The sequence below is a fragment of the Thalassotalea sp. PLHSN55 genome (assembly GCF_052030545.1).
Lineage (GTDB): Bacteria > Pseudomonadota > Gammaproteobacteria > Enterobacterales > Alteromonadaceae > CANMXU01.
The window spans coordinates 192571-212644 of the sequence record NZ_JBPDIH010000006.1 but is presented as its reverse complement, the minus strand read 5'-3'; the positions used below and the strand labels follow the sequence as shown (position 1 = coordinate 212644).

General features: G+C 41.4%; 14 protein-coding genes. 6 read left to right on the top strand and 8 right to left on the bottom strand.

The features are described 5' to 3' along the window. Positions 1 to 56: 56 nt before the first annotated feature. From ACRRSQ_RS13480 to ACRRSQ_RS13455, 6 genes are read right to left on the bottom strand one after another with little or no spacing between them, the layout of a single operon-like run. A complete protein-coding gene (locus tag ACRRSQ_RS13480; protein WP_440876277.1) occupies positions 57 to 2948 on the bottom strand; it encodes a hypothetical protein in 2892 nt (963 codons plus the stop codon). Positions 2949 to 2968: 20 nt separating this feature from the next. Next, on the bottom strand, positions 2969 to 4819 hold the full coding sequence (locus ACRRSQ_RS13475; RefSeq protein WP_440876276.1) for a VWA domain-containing protein: 1851 nt from the start codon (positions 4817 to 4819) through the stop codon (positions 2969 to 2971). Further along, entirely contained in the window at positions 4819 to 5856 is a 1038-nt protein-coding gene (locus ACRRSQ_RS13470; protein ID WP_440876275.1) for a vWA domain-containing protein, read from the bottom strand. The genes ACRRSQ_RS13475 and ACRRSQ_RS13470 overlap by 1 nt, the downstream gene beginning before the upstream one ends. Then, complete coding sequence (locus tag ACRRSQ_RS13465; protein WP_440876274.1) at positions 5853 to 6515, bottom strand: hypothetical protein; 663 nt, start codon at positions 6513 to 6515, stop codon at positions 5853 to 5855. The genes ACRRSQ_RS13470 and ACRRSQ_RS13465 overlap by 4 nt, the downstream gene beginning before the upstream one ends. Beyond that, a complete protein-coding gene (locus ACRRSQ_RS13460; RefSeq protein ID WP_440876273.1) occupies positions 6508 to 7428 on the bottom strand; it encodes a DUF58 domain-containing protein in 921 nt (306 codons plus the stop codon). The genes ACRRSQ_RS13465 and ACRRSQ_RS13460 overlap by 8 nt, the downstream gene beginning before the upstream one ends. A 44-nt stretch (positions 7429 to 7472) precedes the next feature. Beyond that, positions 7473 to 8459, bottom strand: coding sequence for an AAA family ATPase (locus ACRRSQ_RS13455; RefSeq protein WP_440876272.1), 987 nt, complete (start codon positions 8457 to 8459; stop codon positions 7473 to 7475). A 283-nt stretch (positions 8460 to 8742) separates the two neighbouring features. Here ACRRSQ_RS13455 and ACRRSQ_RS13450 point away from each other — a divergent pair, with 283 nt between their 5' ends. From ACRRSQ_RS13450 to ACRRSQ_RS13435, 4 genes are all read left to right on the top strand, one after another. Next, the gene (locus tag ACRRSQ_RS13450) at positions 8743 to 9864 is read left to right on the top strand and encodes an efflux RND transporter periplasmic adaptor subunit (RefSeq protein WP_440876271.1); all 1122 of its coding nucleotides are present in this window, start codon (positions 8743 to 8745) and stop codon (positions 9862 to 9864) included. After that, positions 9864 to 12989 (top strand): efflux RND transporter permease subunit, encoded by a 3126-nt coding sequence (locus tag ACRRSQ_RS13445; RefSeq protein WP_440876270.1) that lies wholly within the window; start codon positions 9864 to 9866, stop codon positions 12987 to 12989. Before ACRRSQ_RS13450 ends, ACRRSQ_RS13445 begins: the two co-directional genes overlap by 1 nt. Positions 12990 to 13117: 128 nt before the next feature. Beyond that, complete coding sequence (locus tag ACRRSQ_RS13440; RefSeq protein ID WP_440876269.1) at positions 13118 to 13675, top strand: DUF2780 domain-containing protein; 558 nt, start codon at positions 13118 to 13120, stop codon at positions 13673 to 13675. A gap of 287 nt (positions 13676 to 13962) precedes the next feature. After that, on the top strand, positions 13963 to 14382 hold the full coding sequence (locus tag ACRRSQ_RS13435) for a BLUF domain-containing protein (RefSeq protein WP_440876268.1): 420 nt from the start codon (positions 13963 to 13965) through the stop codon (positions 14380 to 14382). 19 nt (positions 14383 to 14401) lie between these two features. Here ACRRSQ_RS13435 and ACRRSQ_RS13430 read toward each other — a convergent pair whose 3' ends face one another. Then, positions 14402 to 15589, bottom strand: a complete 1188-nt coding sequence (locus ACRRSQ_RS13430) for an HD-GYP domain-containing protein (protein ID WP_440876267.1) — start codon at positions 15587 to 15589, stop codon at positions 14402 to 14404. A gap of 49 nt (positions 15590 to 15638) precedes the next feature. Next, on the bottom strand, positions 15639 to 16652 hold the full coding sequence (locus tag ACRRSQ_RS13425) for a sensor domain-containing diguanylate cyclase (protein ID WP_440876266.1): 1014 nt from the start codon (positions 16650 to 16652) through the stop codon (positions 15639 to 15641). A 233-nt stretch (positions 16653 to 16885) separates the two neighbouring features. On the opposite strand from ACRRSQ_RS13425, the gene ACRRSQ_RS13420 reads away from it, so the two are divergent. Beyond that, the gene (locus ACRRSQ_RS13420) at positions 16886 to 17500 is read left to right on the top strand and encodes a tetratricopeptide repeat protein (protein ID WP_440876265.1); all 615 of its coding nucleotides are present in this window, start codon (positions 16886 to 16888) and stop codon (positions 17498 to 17500) included. A 115-nt stretch (positions 17501 to 17615) separates the two neighbouring features. Then, complete coding sequence (rnr, locus tag ACRRSQ_RS13415) at positions 17616 to 20033, top strand: ribonuclease R (protein WP_440876264.1); 2418 nt, start codon at positions 17616 to 17618, stop codon at positions 20031 to 20033. Positions 20034 to 20074: the final 41 nt, after the last annotated feature.

The window sequence follows — 20074 nt, the reverse complement described above, 5'->3', positions numbered from 1 at the left end:
TATTCGTCAAAATTTCAGGTGGAGCTTTTTAGCTTCACTTTTTTTGTCTGCGATTTTTATTTGCTTGCATGATTAAGATCATTTACCCAACTTATCGCCTTGCTAGGTAACCACACCGTTGAAAAATCACTTAGCTGTACTTGGCTCCAATTACCCTGTCTTTGTTTTAAGATCACTTCCGTACCTTGATTAAGCGGTGTGGTAAACGCTGGCGAGAATATTAACCCTGGACCTTTTCGACTAACCACTTCTGTTCGGGTGATCACCCCATCGCTACGTAATGGCTGATAACTAAAATAAAGCACTTGGCTGATGAGACAAACTGTCAATAGTGCAGCGCTATGATAAAACCCCTTGCCTGCGTTATCACGTTTAACGCGTTGTACTAGCAAATATAAAAACCACAAATAGCAGAGTAAACTTATCCCTTGCCACAGCGGGTTGCCTGCGATTTTTTGTAGTTGAATTAGCCAAGTTGGGGCAAAAAAATCAGGTAAATCGTCTAAGCGTTTATTACGGGTTTGCTGCAGGTTGTGGGCGATCTGCTCAGAAACGGCATTATTTTTAACTGCGCTGTTTTGCATTTCGCTGTTTTCTGCGCGGCGAAACCATAAAATACTGTCACCATATTGGCCGGCGTGATGCCAGCTACTAGCAATGTTATACATTAAAGTAGCTTGGTTTAAATGTTTATTACCAACAAACTCAGTTAACTGCTGCGCAATTTTACTATGAGCAACACTGGCTTTTTGTGGACTGTCGATACTTAGTTGCAATGCGTGTTGATGCGCCTGTTGCAGTTGCTGTATTTGCTCGCTAATGCTGGGCTGAGCCAAGCTTGTTTGCTCGGCAACTACGTTATCAACAGGCAAGAACAGTAAACCAATCATCAGTAGGGTTGATAATAGGGTATTTGAACTATTCACTTTTGCTGAACTGGTGATGTTAAATTGCGGTAATTGCTGTTCAAGTTGAGCAATTAATGAGATTAACTCGCTAACGTTTACTGCCTTAGGCTCAGGTACAGATGCTTTTTGACTGGAATATTGCGTTTGATAGCGGTTTATCCAGTCAAATAGTTGCAGAGCAAGAATATCAAGCTTTGCTGCACTGCTGTTATTGCCGTTTTTGGCTAACGCTAAAATCGCCTGTTTAACCTGCAAAGCATTAAACTGTGAAGGAGCAATATTTAGCCTCTGCTGAGCATAATTACTGAGTGCACTTAGCGGCTCATGTTGCGCGTTTAATTGCGTTTTTAGGCGGAAATAAGGTTGTTGCATTAACGCTTGTTGTCGGCGTTCAAATAGTGGCTTAGCAAGTAAAAACACTACGATTAATGGTGGAATGGTTAATATCAAACTTACAGTTAACCACATAATTTGGGCTTTGTTCAGGCTAAAAAATGTCGGGTTGGTCGTTGCAAATAATTGCTCATTCCAATAATGCGCCCATATGCCAGAGTCATCTTTGGTCAAGCGATTTTTAATGTTTAGCGCATCAGAGCTTTGACCTTGCGAAAAGTTAAATTGCACATTTTCATTCACTTCTATGGCAATCGCGGCAATATCAAGCTCGCGATATAAACCTGTGATAGGGTCAAAATAACTGATGGCATATTCTGGGATCGCTTCAATATCCGCGCGACGCGGAAAAATACTTTGGTGAATCGTTTTTACCCCTGCTTGATAAGTTGCCGGACTTGGCGGTGACGGAATATCAAACGAGCGATTAAAGCTAGCGACTTGGCTAAGATCGCGTGTATCTATGGTTTCTAAATCTGGGTGAACAAGGGTTAATGAGTACTGTAAGGGCTCGCCTTGATTAAGGGTTGTGGGCGATGCGCTAGCATTGATATCGGGTTTGCCAATAATACCGGTAAAATTATCGGGGGCCGGAGTTGGCAACGATTTAACTGTTAACGTAAAAGCATTGCCACGGGTTTGCTCGCGCACGTACGTTGGCGTTTCGCCATAACTGCCGGGCTTAGATTCAAAAAAATTATTGTTAAAATAGGCGGGATATTGAGCACCGGCAAAGCGCTTTCTTTTTTTCGCTAATTTGTTCTGATTAACGTTCACTTGTAAGTGTGGTGCTGCAAAGTGATATTGCCCTGCTTTTGTAGGTTTTATCAGTACTTGGGCATCTATTTGTACTTTGTTGTCAGCAAGTGCTTGCCACTTGCCAATAATGCGTTTGCCACTTATTGGCAAGCCAATGGCATTATTATCACTGCTGTTCACTTGGTTCCACGGCATGACCACGCTGATATCGGGATGATAAAACTCAGGAATATAAAATTGCACAGCTTGCAAGGCATTAACGGGATAAGACAATTGCCAACGAATGTTTAGGCGCACACTTTGACCAAGGTAAATTTCTTTTGCGCTATGCTCGACACTAAGCTGCATGTGTTTACTCTGCTTGGCTTGTGCAACGGTTATTGGCATAGGCGCTGTTTTAACTGTGCTATTGGCAAGCGTTAATGAAATGCTAGGTAAGGTTAAATTTCCGGATGATTTTGGCGTAATGCGCAGCGGATAAGCAGCAGCGGCAGCGCCGTTATAATTAACGGTAATTGCTGCACCAGTCTCAAAACTAAAATCTTTATTTTTAGGAAAAGAAAGTTTACCGGAAAATGCGTTATTACTTTCAGGCTGATTGCTGGAAATAAGCAACCACTCGCTTGCCTGACCTAACCATAACATTTGCTCAGGTGCTTGTAATAATAATTGCCACTTTGGTGTTTGAATCTGCGCTTGAGCCTGTGATTTAGTCTGACCTTGCGCCTGAGCATGTGTAATGCTTTCGGCTTTAGCGTTAACGCTTAGTAAAAACGTAAAGAGCAAGCTAACAAGTAACAGCGTTTTTGCACCGAATAGATAAAAATGGCACACGTTTTCTTGTCGCTTTGTCTTTTGAATATCTTTGTACATCAATAATTTACTCATTTAAATTTTTGTGCCATTCATTACCAGTCGCGCTCAACAGGGCTTTGTTTTTTACGTTGTTGGCTGCGATCTTGCTGGTCGCGTTTTACTGCCTGCTGCATAATTTCTTCAGCAGAAGCGCTTGGTGGCGGTAAGGTTAAATTACTCATATCTGTTTCGCCTTGCTCGGCATCTTGTTGCTGTGCTTGGCTGTTGTCATCATTTTGTGATGAGGAGTCTTGATTATTTTCTTTTTGCTGTTTTTTTTGCGCATTATCGTCGCTTTCTGTATCACTGTTTTGCTGCTCTTTTTTGCTTTGTTGCGTTTGGGAGTTTTGCTGTTGTTTCGCTTGTTGTTGCGTAGCAGCTTTAATGGTTAACCACTCGAGATTTTTAGCACTTTTTTGGTGATCGGGAGCATAGCGTAAAACTAAGCGTAAAATACTCGTGGCTTCTTGATAATAAGGTTCAGGGTCAATAATTTCAGCGTCATCAATCGTCATAGCAAGCAACTTATCGAAATTATCAGGATCAGTGAGTAACGCCATATCGTCACTGAGCTGATTAGCGTAGGCAATTAAACTGGTTGCTAAGTTATAGTTTGCGGTAATGGCGGTGTTTAAATCACTGGTATGTTCGCTAATGTGGCGATAAACCTGCGCTGCTTGTTCACTGTTCTCTTCAAAGAGCAGCTCAGCTAAGCGAAATTGCTCGGTAAGTGATAACTTTTCCAGCGTTTGTGGACTTAGGTCTCGTTCTAGTGCTTGATGTTCTGTTACCGGTTGCTGGCCCGTTTCCAGTTGGTTTTGTGAACTCGGCACTTTGTTGGCCATTATTTGCAGATCGTTTATTTGCGAATCATTGAACGCATGCGCTTGGCTTGAAAAACTTAACATAGCTAAACCGGCAAAAAGTGCTTTGCGGTTGCCTAAAATAAACAGCAGTTGGCTGAGCAATGCAATTAACAAACAGTATGGGTAGCCTTGGCTGTATTGCAGGGTTTGCCCCTGAGCATGACTTTCCCCCGGCCATACTTGACGCAATTTAGTGATGATTTGGCTTAAATCAAATGTAGCTGTCCCGACAGGAAAAAACATGCTTTGCTCGACACCGCTAGATAATAATTTTAACTGCGCGGTATCCATTTTGCTCCATAGCTCACGCCCTTGATCAAATACCCAACCTTTACCGTCACGCGTTGGTATGCGAGCGCCGAATTGACTATCGCCTAAACCTATCACTATCAGTCTAACCGCTAACTTATTAATATCATCAAGAGCACGGTTTTCTTGATTGCCAAGATCTTCGCCATCACTGATTAAAATAATATCGACAGCGCGCGCCTTGTCATCACGAGGGATCATTTTGTCGATCACTTTAAATAGCGCATCTTCAATACGAGTGCCGCCTTGGCTCACCGAGTCAGGGGTTACATTGGCGATTAAGTTGTTGAAAAATTGATGGTCGTTTGTTAGTGGCGACAAAATTGACGCCGAACCAGCAAAGGCAACTAACCCATAACGGTCATTTGTATTGGCAGTTACCGTTTGCTCAATGGCATGTTTAGCAACCGCTAAGCGATTAGGGCGAGCATCTTCTGCGAGCATTGAGCGAGAAACATCTAATAGAAAAATAATGTCTCTGCCTTGCCCGCTAATATTTTCAGGCTGTGGATCCCATGCTGGACGCGCTAAGGCTAACGATAAAAAGGTTAGACTAGTCATCATTAACAGCGATGGCCAAAGTTGCCATTTGGTTTGCAAGGCTTGTTGGCTAAATTGGCGCAGCTCTTTAACTTTTTTATTGTGCTGATAACCGGCGATTGCTAGCCATAATAAAGGCGTTATCAATAGCCACAGCCAGTTAGGCGCTAACCAGATGAAATCGTTCATTATAACCTTCTTAGCCAAGTTGCATTTAACAGAGCGCCTAGCAACAATGCCACTAATGCAATGAAAGTAGGAATGTGGAAATATGGCTGACGTAGTTCAGTATTAACTTGCTGCAGGCTTGATTTTTCTAGCTGATCAATTGCTTGATAAACTTGATGCAAGGATTGGTAATCGTAAGCTCGCTGAAAAATGCCGCCGGTAGATTGTGCCATCGCTTGTAAGACCCAGTCGGTGCTATCCATAGTGTTGGTCATTGTCAGCTGTTCACCATTGCTTAATTGGCGAGTCTCACGGCTTTCGTCTGCCAAACTTATGGTATAAATTTTTATGCCCCATTTTTTGGCTAGCGCAGCAGCACTTAGTGGGTCATAGTCGCCTGAGTTATTCTCGCCATCAGTGAGTAAGACAATCACTTTACTGGCAATTTTGTTCTCATCTAAGCCGGAGTTTTTTTCAAAATGTTTTAGCTGAGCTGCGGCTAATGCAGTTGCGTCGCCATAAGCCGTACTGTCTTCATTAGGGCGTGTGGTGGTAGTCATTTCATCGGTCATCGCCACTAATGTTTGATGGGCGTTGGTAAATGGCACTAAGGTATCTGGATAGCGGGCAAAGGTGATCACTGAGATAAGATCATCGTGTCGACCATTAAGTGTTTTTTCATCGCCGATAACAAACTGTTTAAGTGCTTTTTTAGCGACTTTAATACGCGCTTGACGCTCACCGTTCATATCCATATCAAAATCCATTGAGGTCGAAATATCAACGACAATGCTAATGGCAATACCCTGACTTTGTTGTGAAAAGCTTTGCTTAGTTCCATAAGGCTGGGCGAGCGCGATCATTGTTGCAATAATAGCGATGAAATAAAGCAATGGAATAAGCGCTAAACATTTTTGTCGCGTGCTTTTGCCAAGCTTACTGAATAATCCGGTGTTCGCATATTGATGCAGATTTTTATTTGGCGCCTTAAATAGTGCAATGGCAATAAGTGGCAATAAAAGTAATAACCATAACAGCGCGGGGTATTCAAAGTTCATAACGTGCTCTGCTTATGAGTTTGTGCTTTTTTAGGGACACGTTTTTTGATAATAAAAATAGCTAAAGCAACAATGGCAATAAATACTAAGATAGTTACCAAAAAGCTTTGCTCTTTATTTAACAGGCGCTTAGCAGCAGTGCTTGGTGGCTGATAAATTTCAATCTGTTGTAATGAAGCACTTTCTGCTTTTGATGGTTTGAAATTAGAGACGACCGTTATTTCAACTTCTTCTGTGATTAACTGCTGGCTGTGGTTTTGATCAAATGCAGTAATAGCGATACTCGGTAAAAGGTAATTGCCAGCAATGGGAGCTGCCAAACGAATGGTATATTGATGCTGCCAGTGATTTTTTTGCCAAGTAGGCGTTGCTGTTTCAACGGCAATTAATTGAAAGTTTTGCCAATTAAGTTTCTTGGGTTGAATGCTTAATTGCACTTCATCTTTTGCTTTAATGAGTAAGAAATAGCTAAACTCTCTACCGGGTGTAAGTTGGTGTTCACTCACCTTTTGTTCTAAGGATGCAAGAACGTGCTGAGCTTTAACTGAATTGATTTGAGCTGAATTGGCTTTGTTTGAAATAAAATCAGCATTCGAGCAACAGGAAAATAGGCAAACAAATATCAGCATGACTTGCTGTAAATAGCGATAACTAACCACCAGTTTCTCCTGTAACACGTAAATGACGAGTATTAAAATAGCCTAACAGCGCTGTTACCGGATCGTCGTCTAAAGCATGGGCGATAAAGTCGACTCCGGCATTGGCAAATGTTTGTGCGCGTGTTGTTATTCGCTGCTGCATTTGTTGCTGAAAGTCTTCTCGCAGCTTTTTGCTACTTAGGTCAACATAGCGAGATTCTTGGTTTTCGCTGTCTTGTAATTGGATTAAACCTGACGCGGGTAAATTCAATTCATTTGCATCGTCAATTGCAATGGCCAATAGCTGATGTTGACTGTTTAATCGTGCTAGGCTCTGTTCAAAACTGTCTGAGTGCTGAGTATTAACTGTAAAAAAGTCAGAAATAACCACCACAATTGAGCGCTTTAGTTTTAATTGGCTTAAGTGTTCAAGCGCGGCGCTAACTGAGGTATATTTTGCCGATTTAGCGACGTGTAGCACGTGAGATAAACAGCGCATCAATTGACTTCGGCCTTTGGCGGGCGCTAAATAATCGTCGAAACTTTCGCTAAAACTTAGCAAACCAATGCGGTCGTTATTGGCAATGGCGGCGCTGCCTAACAAGCCACAAAATTTCGCGGCAACGAGCGGTCGCTGCTGTGTGCCCGTTGAGCAAGAAAATGAAGGTGAGTTATCAATTACAAAAATAAGGTTGAGCTCTCGCTCTTCATGAAAACGTTTTATGTAGAGATCGCCCGAACGTGCACTTACGTTCCAATCAATCGCGCGAACATCGTCACCTATTGCGTAAGGGCGAACTTCATCAAATTCGATCCCCTGTCCTTTAAAAGCCGAATGATAGTGTCCCGCCAATAAATGGTTACTATGATGACGGCAATAAAGCTGCAGTTGCTGTAAATGTTGATCTAAAGATAGCTCTTGGTGTTCAAGCATATTCAAAACTTATTAAGTCAATTTTAAGAAACAAGCGTAAACCGTTAGTCTTGTGGAATGCTTACTGCCGCCAAAATTTGCTCAATGAGGTTTTCAGAGCAAATTCCTTGTGCTTCAGCTTTGTAGCTAAGCGCAATACGATGGCGCAGAATATCAGGGGCAAGTTGGCGAATATCCTCAGGTAGTACATGATCTCGGCCATGCATTACTGCCAGTGCGCGAGCGGCCATTGCTAGATTAATTGTTGCTCGCGGTGAAGCGCCAAAACGGATCAAGTCGTTAATGGCAAGTTGGTACTGTTGTGGCTGACGTGTTGCGTTGATCAAGTGCACAATATATTTTTCAAGGTTTGGATCTAAATATACCTTTGCCACTTGCGTGCGTAGTTGCTGAATTTGCTCAATAGTAACAACGGGCTTTACTGGTTCTGTCTTAATATCTGGCGTCGACATTCTGCGCATTACTTCAAGCTCTTGATCAAAGCTTGGATAATCAACTTTTACTTTAAACATAAAGCGGTCGACTTGCGCTTCTGGTAAGGGATAGGTGCCTTCTTGTTCAACTGGATTTTGCGTTGCTAATACTAAAAAGGGTTGAGGTAAGGCATTGACCTCTTTTCCTATGGTAACTTGCTTTTCTTGCATGGCCTCTAATAACGCCGATTGTACTTTCGCTGGTGAGCGATTGATTTCATCAGCCAAAACAATATTGGCAAAAATAGGCCCTTTTTGATTGTCAAATTGCTGCGTATTTGGGTTATAGACTTGTGTGCCAGTTAAGTCGCCAGGTAGCAAATCTGGGGTAAATTGCACGCGAGAAAATTTTAAACCAAGCGCATTTGCTAAGGTATTTACCGTTAAGGTTTTAGCAAGGCCGGGAATACCTTCAATTAATACGTGGCTTTGACACATCAATGCTAACAGTAAACGTTCAATTAACTGCTCTTGCCCAACAATTACTTTGGCAACTTCATTGCGAAGATTTGCAATAACTTGTATTGATTCGATAGATGATGAGGCAGGAGTTTGCATTATTTAATCTCGCGGTAAGCATAATAAACGGGGTTAATGATTTAGCCCCTAAAGTAAAAGCACAAAGATAGTAATGTTTTTCAGCAATTAAATGCAATGCAGTGGCTGTAAAGGTTGTGTAAAAAGCGCTTTGGCTCTGAAGGCGGCAGTAGTTAACGCTTGGTATCTTTGTACAGTAACCGATACGTAGCAAAGGGCAGGGTTACATAAAATGTTGCAATCTGTCACTCGAATGTACATTTTTAGCAGTGTAAGATAGCGAGTGTTATTGTTAGGAGACATTATGCCATTATCATCCACTCGCCAATGGTTTGCCCAGCGTCCATATATTATTGCCATTATTATTTCACTTTTGTTAATTTTCTGGATGGCCTCTGGCGTAATGAAAACGCAAACCATACCGGAAAAAAAAGCCAAACAAGCGCAAATTATTCCGAAAGTTCAAGTTGAAACTCGCGTTGCTGAGCACATTAGCGACTTGGTGGAATTATACGGTCGCACTGAGCCGGATCGCATTGTAACCTTAAAATCGGAACTCGATGGTCAAATTGTTGAAGTATTAGCCAAGCGTGGTTCGATGGTGAAAACCGGACAAATTATTGCCAAAATTGAAGTTAACGATCTTGAGTTGCAACTTGCTCGTAGTCAGGCGCTATTAGCTCAACGTGAAATGGAATACAGCGGCGCTAAAAAACTCAATAAAGATGGTTATCAAGGTCAAGTGCAATTGAGTATCGCTTTTGCCAATTTACAGGCAGTGAAAGCTGACATTAAACGACTCGATATTGCCCTAGAAAATACCCTGATCCGTGCGCCTTTTGATGGTGTGTTAAATAGTCGTTATGTTGAGCAAGGCGACTACGTAAAATCGGGTGATCAAATCGCGATGATCGCAGATCTTAACCCTTTGGTTGTGCGTGCCCATGTCACAGAAAATCAAATAGAGCGCATCGCGGTTGGTCAACAGGCGCAAATAAGATTATTGAATCGTCACAATACTCAAGGCGAAATTCGTTATATCGCCAGCGTTGCTGATGAAAATACCAATACTTTTAAAATTGAAGTGAATATTCCTAATGAAAATAACCGTTTACTTGCCGGCATTAGTGCTGAAGTCAATATTCCATTAGCGCAAGTGGCAGCAATTAAAATTTCACCGGCATTACTTGCCCTTGATGCACAAGGCAATATTGGCGTGAAAACGGTGGAAAATAACCAAGTGAAATTTACCCCAATTGATATTGTTAAAACCGAAAGTGATGGTATTTGGCTCGCAGGGCTTGGCGAACAAGCGGACATTATTACCTTAGGGCAAGGTTTTGTGCGTGAACATGATACCGTTGAAGCGGTATTTGCCTCAAGTCAATCTAAGCAAGCAGCGTCAAGCGATAGAGAGAGCAACTAATGTTATCTATTATTGATGCGGCGCTAAATCGCACGCGATCAGTATTAATGGTCTTTGTTTTACTGCTTATTTCGGGTGCGGTGACTTACATTAATATTGCCAAAGAAGCGAACCCAGATATTACCATTCCGATCATTTATGTTTCTATGGTGCATGACGGAATATCGCCTGAAGATGCTGAACGCATGCTTGTTCGGCCGATGGAAAAAGAGTTAAAAACCATTGCTGGCATTAAAGAAATGTCGGCTAATGCTGGCGAAGGTCATGCCTCAATTACGCTTGAATTTTTAGCTGGTTTAGATCCAAAAGAAGCCCTAGCAGATGTGCGCGATAAAGTGACTTTAGCGAAAGCAAAGTTGCCGTCAGAGTCAGAAGAACCCGAAGTTCATGAAGTCACCATGGCCAATGAAGTGCCAGCGGTTACGGTGATTTTATCAGGGCCAGTAACCGAACGCGGTTTATTGACCTTAGCACGTAACCTAAAAGATAAAATTGAAGGCATGAAAGAAGTGCTGGAAGTTGATATTGGTGGCGACCGTGAAGACATGGTTGAAATTATTGTCGACCCGCTGTTGATGGAAAGCTACGGCCTAGACCAAAGCGATATTTATAACCTAGTTGAACGTAATAACCGATTAGTACCCGCAGGTACTATGGATACAGGTAAAGGTCGTTTTGCGATAAAAGTACCGTCGGTTTTTGAAACCATTCAAGATTTATTAGAGTTGCCAATTAAGGTTGATGGCGATCGGGTGATCACCTTTGAAGATGTGTCAACTGTGCGTCGTGCTTATAAAGATCCAAATACTTTTGCGCGCTTAAATGGCAATCGTTCTATCTCATTAGAAGTAAAAAAACGTTCCGGTGAAAACATTATTGAAACCGTTAATAACGTTAAAAGCCTAATCGCTACTGCGCAACAAAAATGGCCCGAGCAAGTCAATGTTGACTATGTTGGCGACCAGTCAGTTGAGGTGAAAAATACCTTAAATGATTTACAAAATAATGTCTTTTCTGCAGTTTTATTGGTGGTTATCGTCATTATTGCTGCCTTAGGTACACGCACGGCGATGCTCGTCGGCTTTGCTATTCCTGGGGCATTTTTAACCGGTATTTTAGTATTGGCCATTGCCGGTTTTACCGTAAATATTGTCGTTTTATTTGGCCTTATTATGGCGGTTGGTATGCTTGTTGATGGCGCAATTGTTGTCACCGAATTTGCCGACAGGCAAATGAACGAAGGCTTTTCTCGTAAACAAGCTTATGGCATGGCAGCTCGGCGTATGGCGTGGCCGATAATTGCGTCAACCGCGACGACATTAGCCGCTTTTGCACCACTGATGTTTTGGCCGGGCATGATGGGAGAGTTTATGAAATATCTTCCCATTACCTTAATTGCGGTTTTAACTGCGTCGTTAGCCATGGCGTTGATTTTTGTGCCGACATTAGGCACGGTGTTTGGCAAATCACGGGTCATCAGTAAAGAAGAACAACAACAAGTATTGCAAACTGAAGATGGTGATTTGTCAGCGTTAAAAGGCTTCACTGGTGGCTATATTCGTTTACTTGCTCGAGCGACACGTCACCCATGGAAAGTTATCGCAATAACGTTTTTCTTAGCAGGTTTAGTGATTATTTCTTACGCTAAATCGGGCTTAGGTGTCGTGTTTTTTCCAGACATTGAACCTGCCAGTGCCACTATGGTGGTGCGCTCTCATGGCGATTTATCTATTCGCGAAAAAGATGCGATTATGGTTGATATTGAAAACCGCATTTTAGACATGGAAGAAATAGATACTTTATATACCCGTACTGGGGGTAATGACCAAATTGGTACTTTTCGGGTGAACTTTTTGAACTGGCAATACCGTAAACCTGCTGATGAAATTATTACTGATATTCGTGGCCGCACCGAAGATTTAGCCGGTGTTGAAATCGAGATCCGCAAAAATGAAGACGGACCGCAAAGTGGTAAAGACTTGCGCATTGAGTTGAGTTCTAAATTCCCCGACAAATTACAAGACTCAGTCAAAATTATTCGCAATGCGCTGATTGAACACGGCACCTTTACCGATATTGAAGATACCGGCTCAAAACCCGGTATTGAATGGCAACTGAAGATTGACCGCAGTTTAGCCGCGACTTATGGCGCAGATGCTGCGTTAGTTGGCTCGACTGTGCAAATGGTGACTAATGGTTTAAAGCTTGGTGAATATCGACCAGATGATGTTGATGATGAACTCGATATCCGCGTGCGATTTCCAGAAGACAAACGCAATATTGGCCGATTAGATACTTTGCGATTAAAAACCCCTTATGGCTTAGTGCCGGTCAGTAGCTTTGTTGAACGTAAAGCGGCGCCAAAGGTGGATACCATTCGCCGCGTCGACAGTAAACGTGTTGTCACCATTCAAGCTAATTTAGTGCCGGGCGCGCAGCTGATTAAAGAATTACCGCTACTAGAGCAAAAATTTCCTGAGCTTGGCTTAGATTATAGCGTTGATATTAAAGTGAAAGGGCAAAACGAAGATCAAGAAGAGTCGCAAGCCTTTTTAGTCAACGCCTTTGGTATCGCCTTGTTTGTTATGGCAATTATTTTGGTGACTCAGTTTAATAGTTTCTATCAGGCCTTTCTTATTTTAAGTGCAGTGATTTTTTCAACCGTTGGCGTATTTTTGGCGTTGTTATTGGTGCAAAAACCGTTTGGCATTGTCATGGGCGGGATCGGCGTAATTTCATTGGCAGGTATTGTGGTTAACAATAATATCGTTTTAATTGATACCTACAATGTCCTAAGAAAAGAAGGCTTGACTGCTATTGATGCAGTGCTTAGAACTGGCGCACAACGCTTGCGCCCGGTAATGCTAACCACAATTACCACCATTTTAGGTTTATTGCCGATGGTATTGCAGGTTAATTTAGATTTCTTCAATCGTACTGCGGTTTTTGGCGCACCATCAACTCAGTGGTGGACACAGCTCGCTACAGCGGTTGCCGGTGGTTTGGCTTTTGCGACTATGCTGACGTTAGTATTAACACCTTGTTTATTAATGCTTCGCGATAACCGTAAAGATAAAAACGTGCCCAGCAGGTATCGACGACAACAGAAACAGTCAAACCGATGAACAGTGCCGCGTAGTGAAGACTTTATTCGACAGGCAAGGAAAGTGAATGAAAAGCATTTTCGCCGGCAAAAAATATAGTACACTTGGTTTTTACAAAGTAGTTACACACTAATTTACGGATCAATTTAATGAAAAAACTCATCGTATTATTAACCGCATCAATCTTAAGCACTTCAGCTGTTGCTGAAGAAACAAGCTGGCTTGATAGCTTAAAAAGCCTCGTCGGCTTAGGTGAAGAAAAGCAGCAAACGATTGAACAAGACACAAGCGCGTTACCAAGCACAAGTGGCTTGATTGATATGTTAACCAGTTCACTTGACGTCAATTCAGAACAAGCCGCCGGTGGCATGGGCGCTATTTTAAATTACGTAAAAAACAATGTTTCAGCAGAACAATTTCAGCAGCTTGCTCAATCTTTGCCTGGCGCTGAAGGGTTAGTTGCTAATATGCCTGATATTAGCCAGTTAAGTTCAAGTGAAGGTTTAGGTGGCTTACTTGATAAAGCCTCTGAATATAGCGATTCCTTAAAATCTATTAACGATGTTAAAAAGCAATTTGAAGCCTTAGGTTTAACCCCTGACATGATCAGTGGTTTTGTTTCAAGTGCGCAAAGCTATTTAGATACAGAACAAGGTCAAAAAGCCAAGCAAGTATTGACTGACGGTTTAGGTCAATTACTTGGTTAATCGCTATTTCTCGCTTAGTTAGTTGTTGCTAGCTAAGCGTTTTCTTCCTTATCTTTCTTTTTTACCTTGCTTCTTAATTACTTTGCCGCTTCATTCTTTATCATTTTTACCTATGCTTATTTTTGCTATTTATACTCTATTAGTGCTATGTTTTTACAGGGGAATTATCTCAAGCTGAGTGATCATTTATTTAGTAAAATAGCTATTAATCGAGCTCAGGTTCAATAATACCAAGCAACTAAAATATTAAGGTCATTGGTATCAATCACTTTAAGGAAAAAGTTCATATGATCCATTTGATCTATGTAAGTGCGGCAACAAAAATTATGGACAAAGACAGCTTGCTGGAATTACTTGAGCAAGCGCGAGAAAGAAACAAAGCGCAACAGGTTACCGGCATGTTGCTTTACGCTAATTATAGTTTTCTGCAAGTGCTTGAAGGTGACGCTAAAGATGTTGATGAAATCTATCAAGCTATTGTTAAAGATAACCGCAACGCCGGTAATACAGTGGTACAGCGTAAAGAGATTAACAAAAGAAGCTTTGCTAATTGGTCGATGGCGTTTAAAGCGTTAAGCCAAGCAGAAATTGATAAACTAGAGGGTTTTTCTGAGTTTTTGATGAACAAAACCGATGCAGAATACTTAACCCAAAGTGCTACAGGCATTGCTAAGTTACTCAACAGTTTCAAAGACTCATTGCGTTAATTCGCTCGGCAAAAATGTATTAGCCTTCCATTAAAATGAACTCAATAATTTGGTTCATATCTAAATCAAAGTCATCGGCGCGAACTTCTTTTTCGATAAAGTCGTCGTTGGTGGCTAAATCGATATCTTCGATTCGCTCATAACTATTTCTATCTGATCTATAAAAAGTACGCACTTGCGGGTTAACCGGATCGTGGTCATTGCGACTTTCTACAATGGCTAATTTGTTTGAACCAAGTTGCACTAATGAACCAACGGGGTAGACGCCCATGCATTTTATAAACTGATCAACTAATTGAGTATCTAGCTGATTATCTTGCGCTAATTGCCGTAAAATACTAAATGATTTTACATGACTAAAACCTTCTTTATAAACGCGGTTTGCTGTTAAGGCATCAAAAATGTCGCAAATGGTGATCATGCGGCCAAAGCGAGAAATTTCTTCACCAGGCACTGCAAACGGATAGCCTGTGCCATTAAGTTTTTCATGATGTAAGGTCGCCACTTCTAGACTGATGGCAGAGATCCCGTCGGTTTGTTTGATGATGTTAATGGAATGATTCACATGGGTCTTCATCACGGTAAACTCTGCTTCTGTTAATTTACCGGGCTTATGTAAAATATGCTCTGGGATCATGATTTTGCCAACATCATGCAAAAAAGCGCCAATGGCAAGTTGCTCAGTGGTTGCTCTGTCGATTTGTAAATAACGACAAAAAAGTGTCATTAATACGGATACAGCAACTGAATGCTCTAATAAATAATCATCTTTACGGCGAATATTAATCACGCAGGCAAGTGCATCGGGGTTGGTAAAAATGGTATCTATGGTATTGTTGGTGATATCAATAACGGGCATTACATCAAGCTTTCGGCCAGCACTAACGTCTTGATAAACTTTTTCAGCAATATTTTTAGAACGCTTAAAAAGTCGTTTGGCAGATTTTACTTCTGCCAACATTGGCGACTCAATTAAGGGTAAATCATCCGTTGCTTGCTGCGATTTTGAAGACGGTATTGCAGAAGGAAATTTTGATTGTGACAAGTCAACCTGAATACGCGTTATGCCTTTTACGCGCAAATTATTAATGACCGCATTACTTTTTATTAAGCCTTGCTCAGTTAGATGATAATGCCCACTTTGCTCGGCAATACTAATGACAAAATGCCCGACCTGTAATTCATCAATACTAATTTCAATTGTCATTTAAGCGATTCCATTGCTTTGTTAATTGATTATTTACTTTAAGAGTAGTTTACTTTCCCGCACTACAGAGTGATTTTTGTTGATAAAGTTGAGTATCGGCAGCTTTTAATAATTCATCCATGTTTTGTTGACCATTACTGGCGGCCACGCCACAACTAATACTAATTGGCAGTTGCTTGCCTTGATAGGGCATGGGGTTGTTAATGAAAAAATCACTCAAGCGTTTGGCAGCTAATACCGCTTCACCATAGGTTTGACTGGCTAAGGTGATAACAAATTCATCTCCGGCATAACGAAAGCATTGATCATTTTCCCTGATCAGCTCTTTAAGACTAGTTGCCACATAAGTCAGTACTTTGTCGCCACAGTCGTGGCCGTAAGTATCATTGATTTGTTTGAATTTATTGCAGTCGATAAAAATTACCGAAAACGGCACGCCGTAACGTTTTTGACGAATAAGCTCTTGCGCAATGCAGTCTTCCATTAAGCGTCGGTTGGCTACGCCAGTTAAGCGATCGTAATGCGCCATATGCTCTAATTGCTCGCGTATTAACACGTTTGATAAACACAGACTTACTTTTACTGCCAACTGCTCTAAATGATAAGTGCCCAATTCAGGGTGAAAACGGCTAGGATCGCTATCAGTAAACAGTAAGCTGGCAAAGAGTTTATTTTCTAATTTAAGTGGTGTTAGCGCCAGTGACTTTGCCTGTGCTAATAAGCTTTTTGGTAAGGTGTTTGCAAAGTCTGAAACTTGATTACTTAACAGTGGCTTATTATCGGGATGAAGTTTAGTCAGCTTGTCGCTACTGATCGCACGGGTATTTTGTTGGTGCCAAGGTGACTGAATATTGCCGTTAAGGAGGTAACTAATTGGCGTTGGTTCCACCATTAATAGACTTATGCCGGTTAAATTAAACTTATCTTTAATGGAGGTGAGTAACAGTTCTAGCAATTGATGACTCGACTGACATGCCAATACTTGCGTTTCTATCTCAAAAAGCTTTTCGGCAATGCTTTCATTAATACGTGAGTTTTCAATCAATTGGTTAAGTTCAGACATCGTGATCAACCTTAATCGCTTAAACTTAGTTTTATTTGTATACCTTAATAGCGGCAAGTGCAAGCAAAAACCTAATTGTGACAGGGTTAATGGTATTATTATTGCTTAGTTACTAATAATTGTTCCGTTGATTGATGAAAGCAAAAAAGTGTCAATTTTTAGTATTAACGGTCGATAACCTAAATAACGACGAATGTTTGTCGTTATCTTTTTTCTGAGAGTTAAGGTGTTTTATGCGCATTATAGTGTTATTCATTTCTTTGATCGTGTTGAGCTTTGGCGTACAAAGTAAAGAACTGCGTGCTGTGCAAATATACACAGACAATCAGCTTCTTGATCTTATTAAAGAAAATAAACATTTAGGACAAGTGGTCCTAGACGACTGCCAACTAGTTCAAGATATTGAAGCGCGTGCACTTAAAGCAAAAATGCCGTCGTATCAGTTTTTATGGGGCGATATGCTTGCTTATGGTGTTTGTATTAAAAAAGATATTTCGCTAGGACTTCATTATATGAAACTGTCAGCTGATCAAGGCTTGCCTGAAGCATTAGAGCAGTTAGGACGTTATCATCATGTCGGCAAATTTATGCAAGTCGATACCGATAAAGCGATTATCTACTTAAAAGAAGCCGCATTACTTAAAAATTTAAACGCGCAAATTCGCTTAGCTGAAATCTATCAGCAAGGCTTAGGTAGTCCACTCGATTACCCTGAGCTTTATTCATTGCTTCATCATGCTGTAACCGATGATAAAAAAACACATCAAAAAATAGCGACCTTGCTTGCCAGTCTTGCAGAAAAAATGCCTGAACATGTGGTTAATCAAGCGAAAAAACAACATTACTAAAACCTTTTTCTGCTTCGCACAAACATTAAGGCAAGCATTAAGGCAAGTAGTTTAGGTATAAGTGTTGTAACTGAGATATACTTAAGAAAAAGTAAACAATCTTAAGTATTTATTTGTGACCATAAACGACCCCCATAAAAAACGTGAAGCTAAAAAGTACGATAAGCCTGTGGCAAGTCGTGAACTGCTGATCTCGCTCATCGAACAAGCTTTTACGCCGCCGACCTTTCACGACCTTTGCAAAACACTTAAATACACCGAAGAAAACGACATGATCGCAGTAAAACGTCGTTTAAGGGCAATGGAAAATGCGGGGCAGGTATTTTTTAATAAATTCAAACAATACACCATTCCGGCAAAAAGCAGTGTCTTAACGGGTAAGGTGATTGGTCACCGCGACGGTTATGGTTTTTTTGCGCCAGATACCGGCGGTAAAGACTTTTATATCTCTTCTCATGAAATGCAGCGTGTTTTCCATGGTGATGTTGTCGAAGGTATTTTGCTTGATAGAACCGATCGCAAAGGCCGGAAAGAAATTCGCATACTTGATGTGATTAAACCGCGCAGTAGCGGTATTGTTGGTCGTTTTTATGTTGAACATAATGTTGCGTGCGTAGTGCCAGACGATGCGCGCATCAAACAAGATATTTTGATTGATCCAAAAGCGAAAAACGGCGCTCGCCATGGTCAAATCGTGGTAGTAAATATTGTGCAAAGACCGACCAAACGTGCCAATGCTGTTGGTGAAATTGCAGAAGTATTAGGTGATCATTTAGCGCCGGGTATGGAAATAGATATTGCCCTGCGCGAGCATGACTTACCGCACCAGTTTTCGCCAGAAGTGTTAGCAGAAGTCAGTGGCATCGCCGATGAGGTAGATGAAGCGGCAAAAGCAGGACGTGTTGATTTACGTGACCTGCCATTAGTGACTATTGATGGTGAAGATGCGCGTGATTTTGATGATGCCGTGTACTGTGAAAAGAAAAAAAGTGGTGGTTGGCGCTTATGGGTGGCCATTGCCGATGTAAGTTATTATGTGCGCCCTGGTACCGCGCTTGATGAAGAAGCGATTGCCCGTGGTAACTCGGTGTATTTTCCAAGCCAAGTTATTCCAATGTTGCCAGAGAAACTGTCTAATGGCTTGTGCTCATTAAACCCTGACGTTGATCGTTTATGTATGGTTTGTGAAATGACCGTTAGCGCCGCGGGTAAATTGTCGGGCAGTAAATTCTATCCCGCGGTTATGCGCTCGCACGCACGTTTTACCTACACTAAAGTGGCCGCTATTTTAGGTGATAGTGACAATGCGCCTGATGAAGCATTACGTCAGCAATACAAAAAACAAGTGCCAGATTTGGAAGAGCTAAATCGCATGTATATTGCGTTATCAGCGGCACGTGAGCAACGTGGCGCCATTGCTTTTGAAACTGAAGAGTCGATTTTCCTATTCAATCAAGATCGTAAAATTGACTCGATTGTGCCGCTTATTCGTAACGACGCACATAAAATCATCGAAGAATGTATGATTTTAGCGAACGTGGCTACGGCTAAATTTGTTGAAAAGCATCAAATGCCGGGCTTGTTCCGTGTGCACGATAAACCAAGTGAGGACAAATACAATAATTTTGTTAGCTACTTGGCTGAACTTGGCATTGAACTACCGAAAAAAGAGCAGCCAGATCCTGCCGATTATGGCGATATTTTAGCAAAAGTTGCAGACCGACCTGATAAAGAATTGATTCAAACCATGCTGCTGCGTTCAATGCGACAAGCGGTTTATCAATCTGACAATTTAGGCCATTTTGGCTTAGCGCTTGACTCATACAGCCACTTTACTTCACCGATCCGTCGTTACCCTGACTTAGTGATTCATCGCGTTATTAAAGCGATTTTAGAAAGCCAAGAAAATAACGCCGTTAATGAAGGTTGTTACAGCTATGACGTTGAAGCGGTTATACAATTAGGTGAACATTGCTCGATGACCGAACGCCGCGCTGATGATGCCACGCGCGATGTTTCTGACTGGCTTAAATGTGAATACATGCAAGATCATGTTGGTGACAGCTTTACCGGGGTTATTTCAACCGTGACTAACTTTGGCATGTTTGTGCGTTTAACCGATTTACACATTGAAGGTTTAGTACATATCACCTCATTAGGCCGCGATTATTATCATTACGATGATGTAAGAATGTGCTTAACGGGTGAAAAAACAGGTGTTAAATACCATGTTGGTGATTTGCTTGAAGTACAAGTCGCTGCGGTTAATTTAGATGAAAAGAAAATCGATTTAGTGCTGGGTACTGACAACCCACTGTTAAAAAAAGCAAAACCTCGACGTAGCGAATCTGCAAGTAAAAACAGTCAAAAAGGCAAAAATAAAGACAAGAAAAAAGCCAAAGAGGCGACGACGTTTGGCAAAAGTAAAAAAGCCAGTAAAGTCAAAAACAAAAAAGAAAAACCTAAGGCTGAAAAACGTAAAGCACGTAAAAAACGTCCAGGTAAAAACGCCCGTAAAAATGCTAACAAATAGCATAGGTGATTAACGTAAAAAATATCGATTAACAGAACAGA

Coding starts and splice junctions, on each gene's coding strand:
- ACRRSQ_RS13425 (WP_440876266.1), bottom strand. CDS start 16,652: ATGTCTGAACTTAACCAATTGATTGAAAACTCACGTATTAATGAAAGC.
- ACRRSQ_RS13445 (WP_440876270.1), top strand. CDS start 9,864: ATGTTATCTATTATTGATGCGGCGCTAAATCGCACGCGATCAGTATTA.
- ACRRSQ_RS13455 (WP_440876272.1), bottom strand. CDS start 8,459: ATGCAAACTCCTGCCTCATCATCTATCGAATCAATACAAGTTATTGCA.
- ACRRSQ_RS13440 (WP_440876269.1), top strand. CDS start 13,118: ATGAAAAAACTCATCGTATTATTAACCGCATCAATCTTAAGCACTTCA.
- ACRRSQ_RS13460 (WP_440876273.1), bottom strand. CDS start 7,428: ATGCTTGAACACCAAGAGCTATCTTTAGATCAACATTTACAGCAACTG.
- ACRRSQ_RS13475 (WP_440876276.1), bottom strand. CDS start 4,819: ATGAACGATTTCATCTGGTTAGCGCCTAACTGGCTGTGGCTATTGATA.
- ACRRSQ_RS13420 (WP_440876265.1), top strand. CDS start 16,886: ATGCGCATTATAGTGTTATTCATTTCTTTGATCGTGTTGAGCTTTGGC.
- ACRRSQ_RS13480 (WP_440876277.1), bottom strand. CDS start 2,948: ATGAGTAAATTATTGATGTACAAAGATATTCAAAAGACAAAGCGACAA.
- ACRRSQ_RS13450 (WP_440876271.1), top strand. CDS start 8,743: ATGCCATTATCATCCACTCGCCAATGGTTTGCCCAGCGTCCATATATT.
- ACRRSQ_RS13430 (WP_440876267.1), bottom strand. CDS start 15,589: ATGACAATTGAAATTAGTATTGATGAATTACAGGTCGGGCATTTTGTC.
- ACRRSQ_RS13435 (WP_440876268.1), top strand. CDS start 13,963: ATGATCCATTTGATCTATGTAAGTGCGGCAACAAAAATTATGGACAAA.
- ACRRSQ_RS13470 (WP_440876275.1), bottom strand. CDS start 5,856: ATGAACTTTGAATACCCCGCGCTGTTATGGTTATTACTTTTATTGCCA.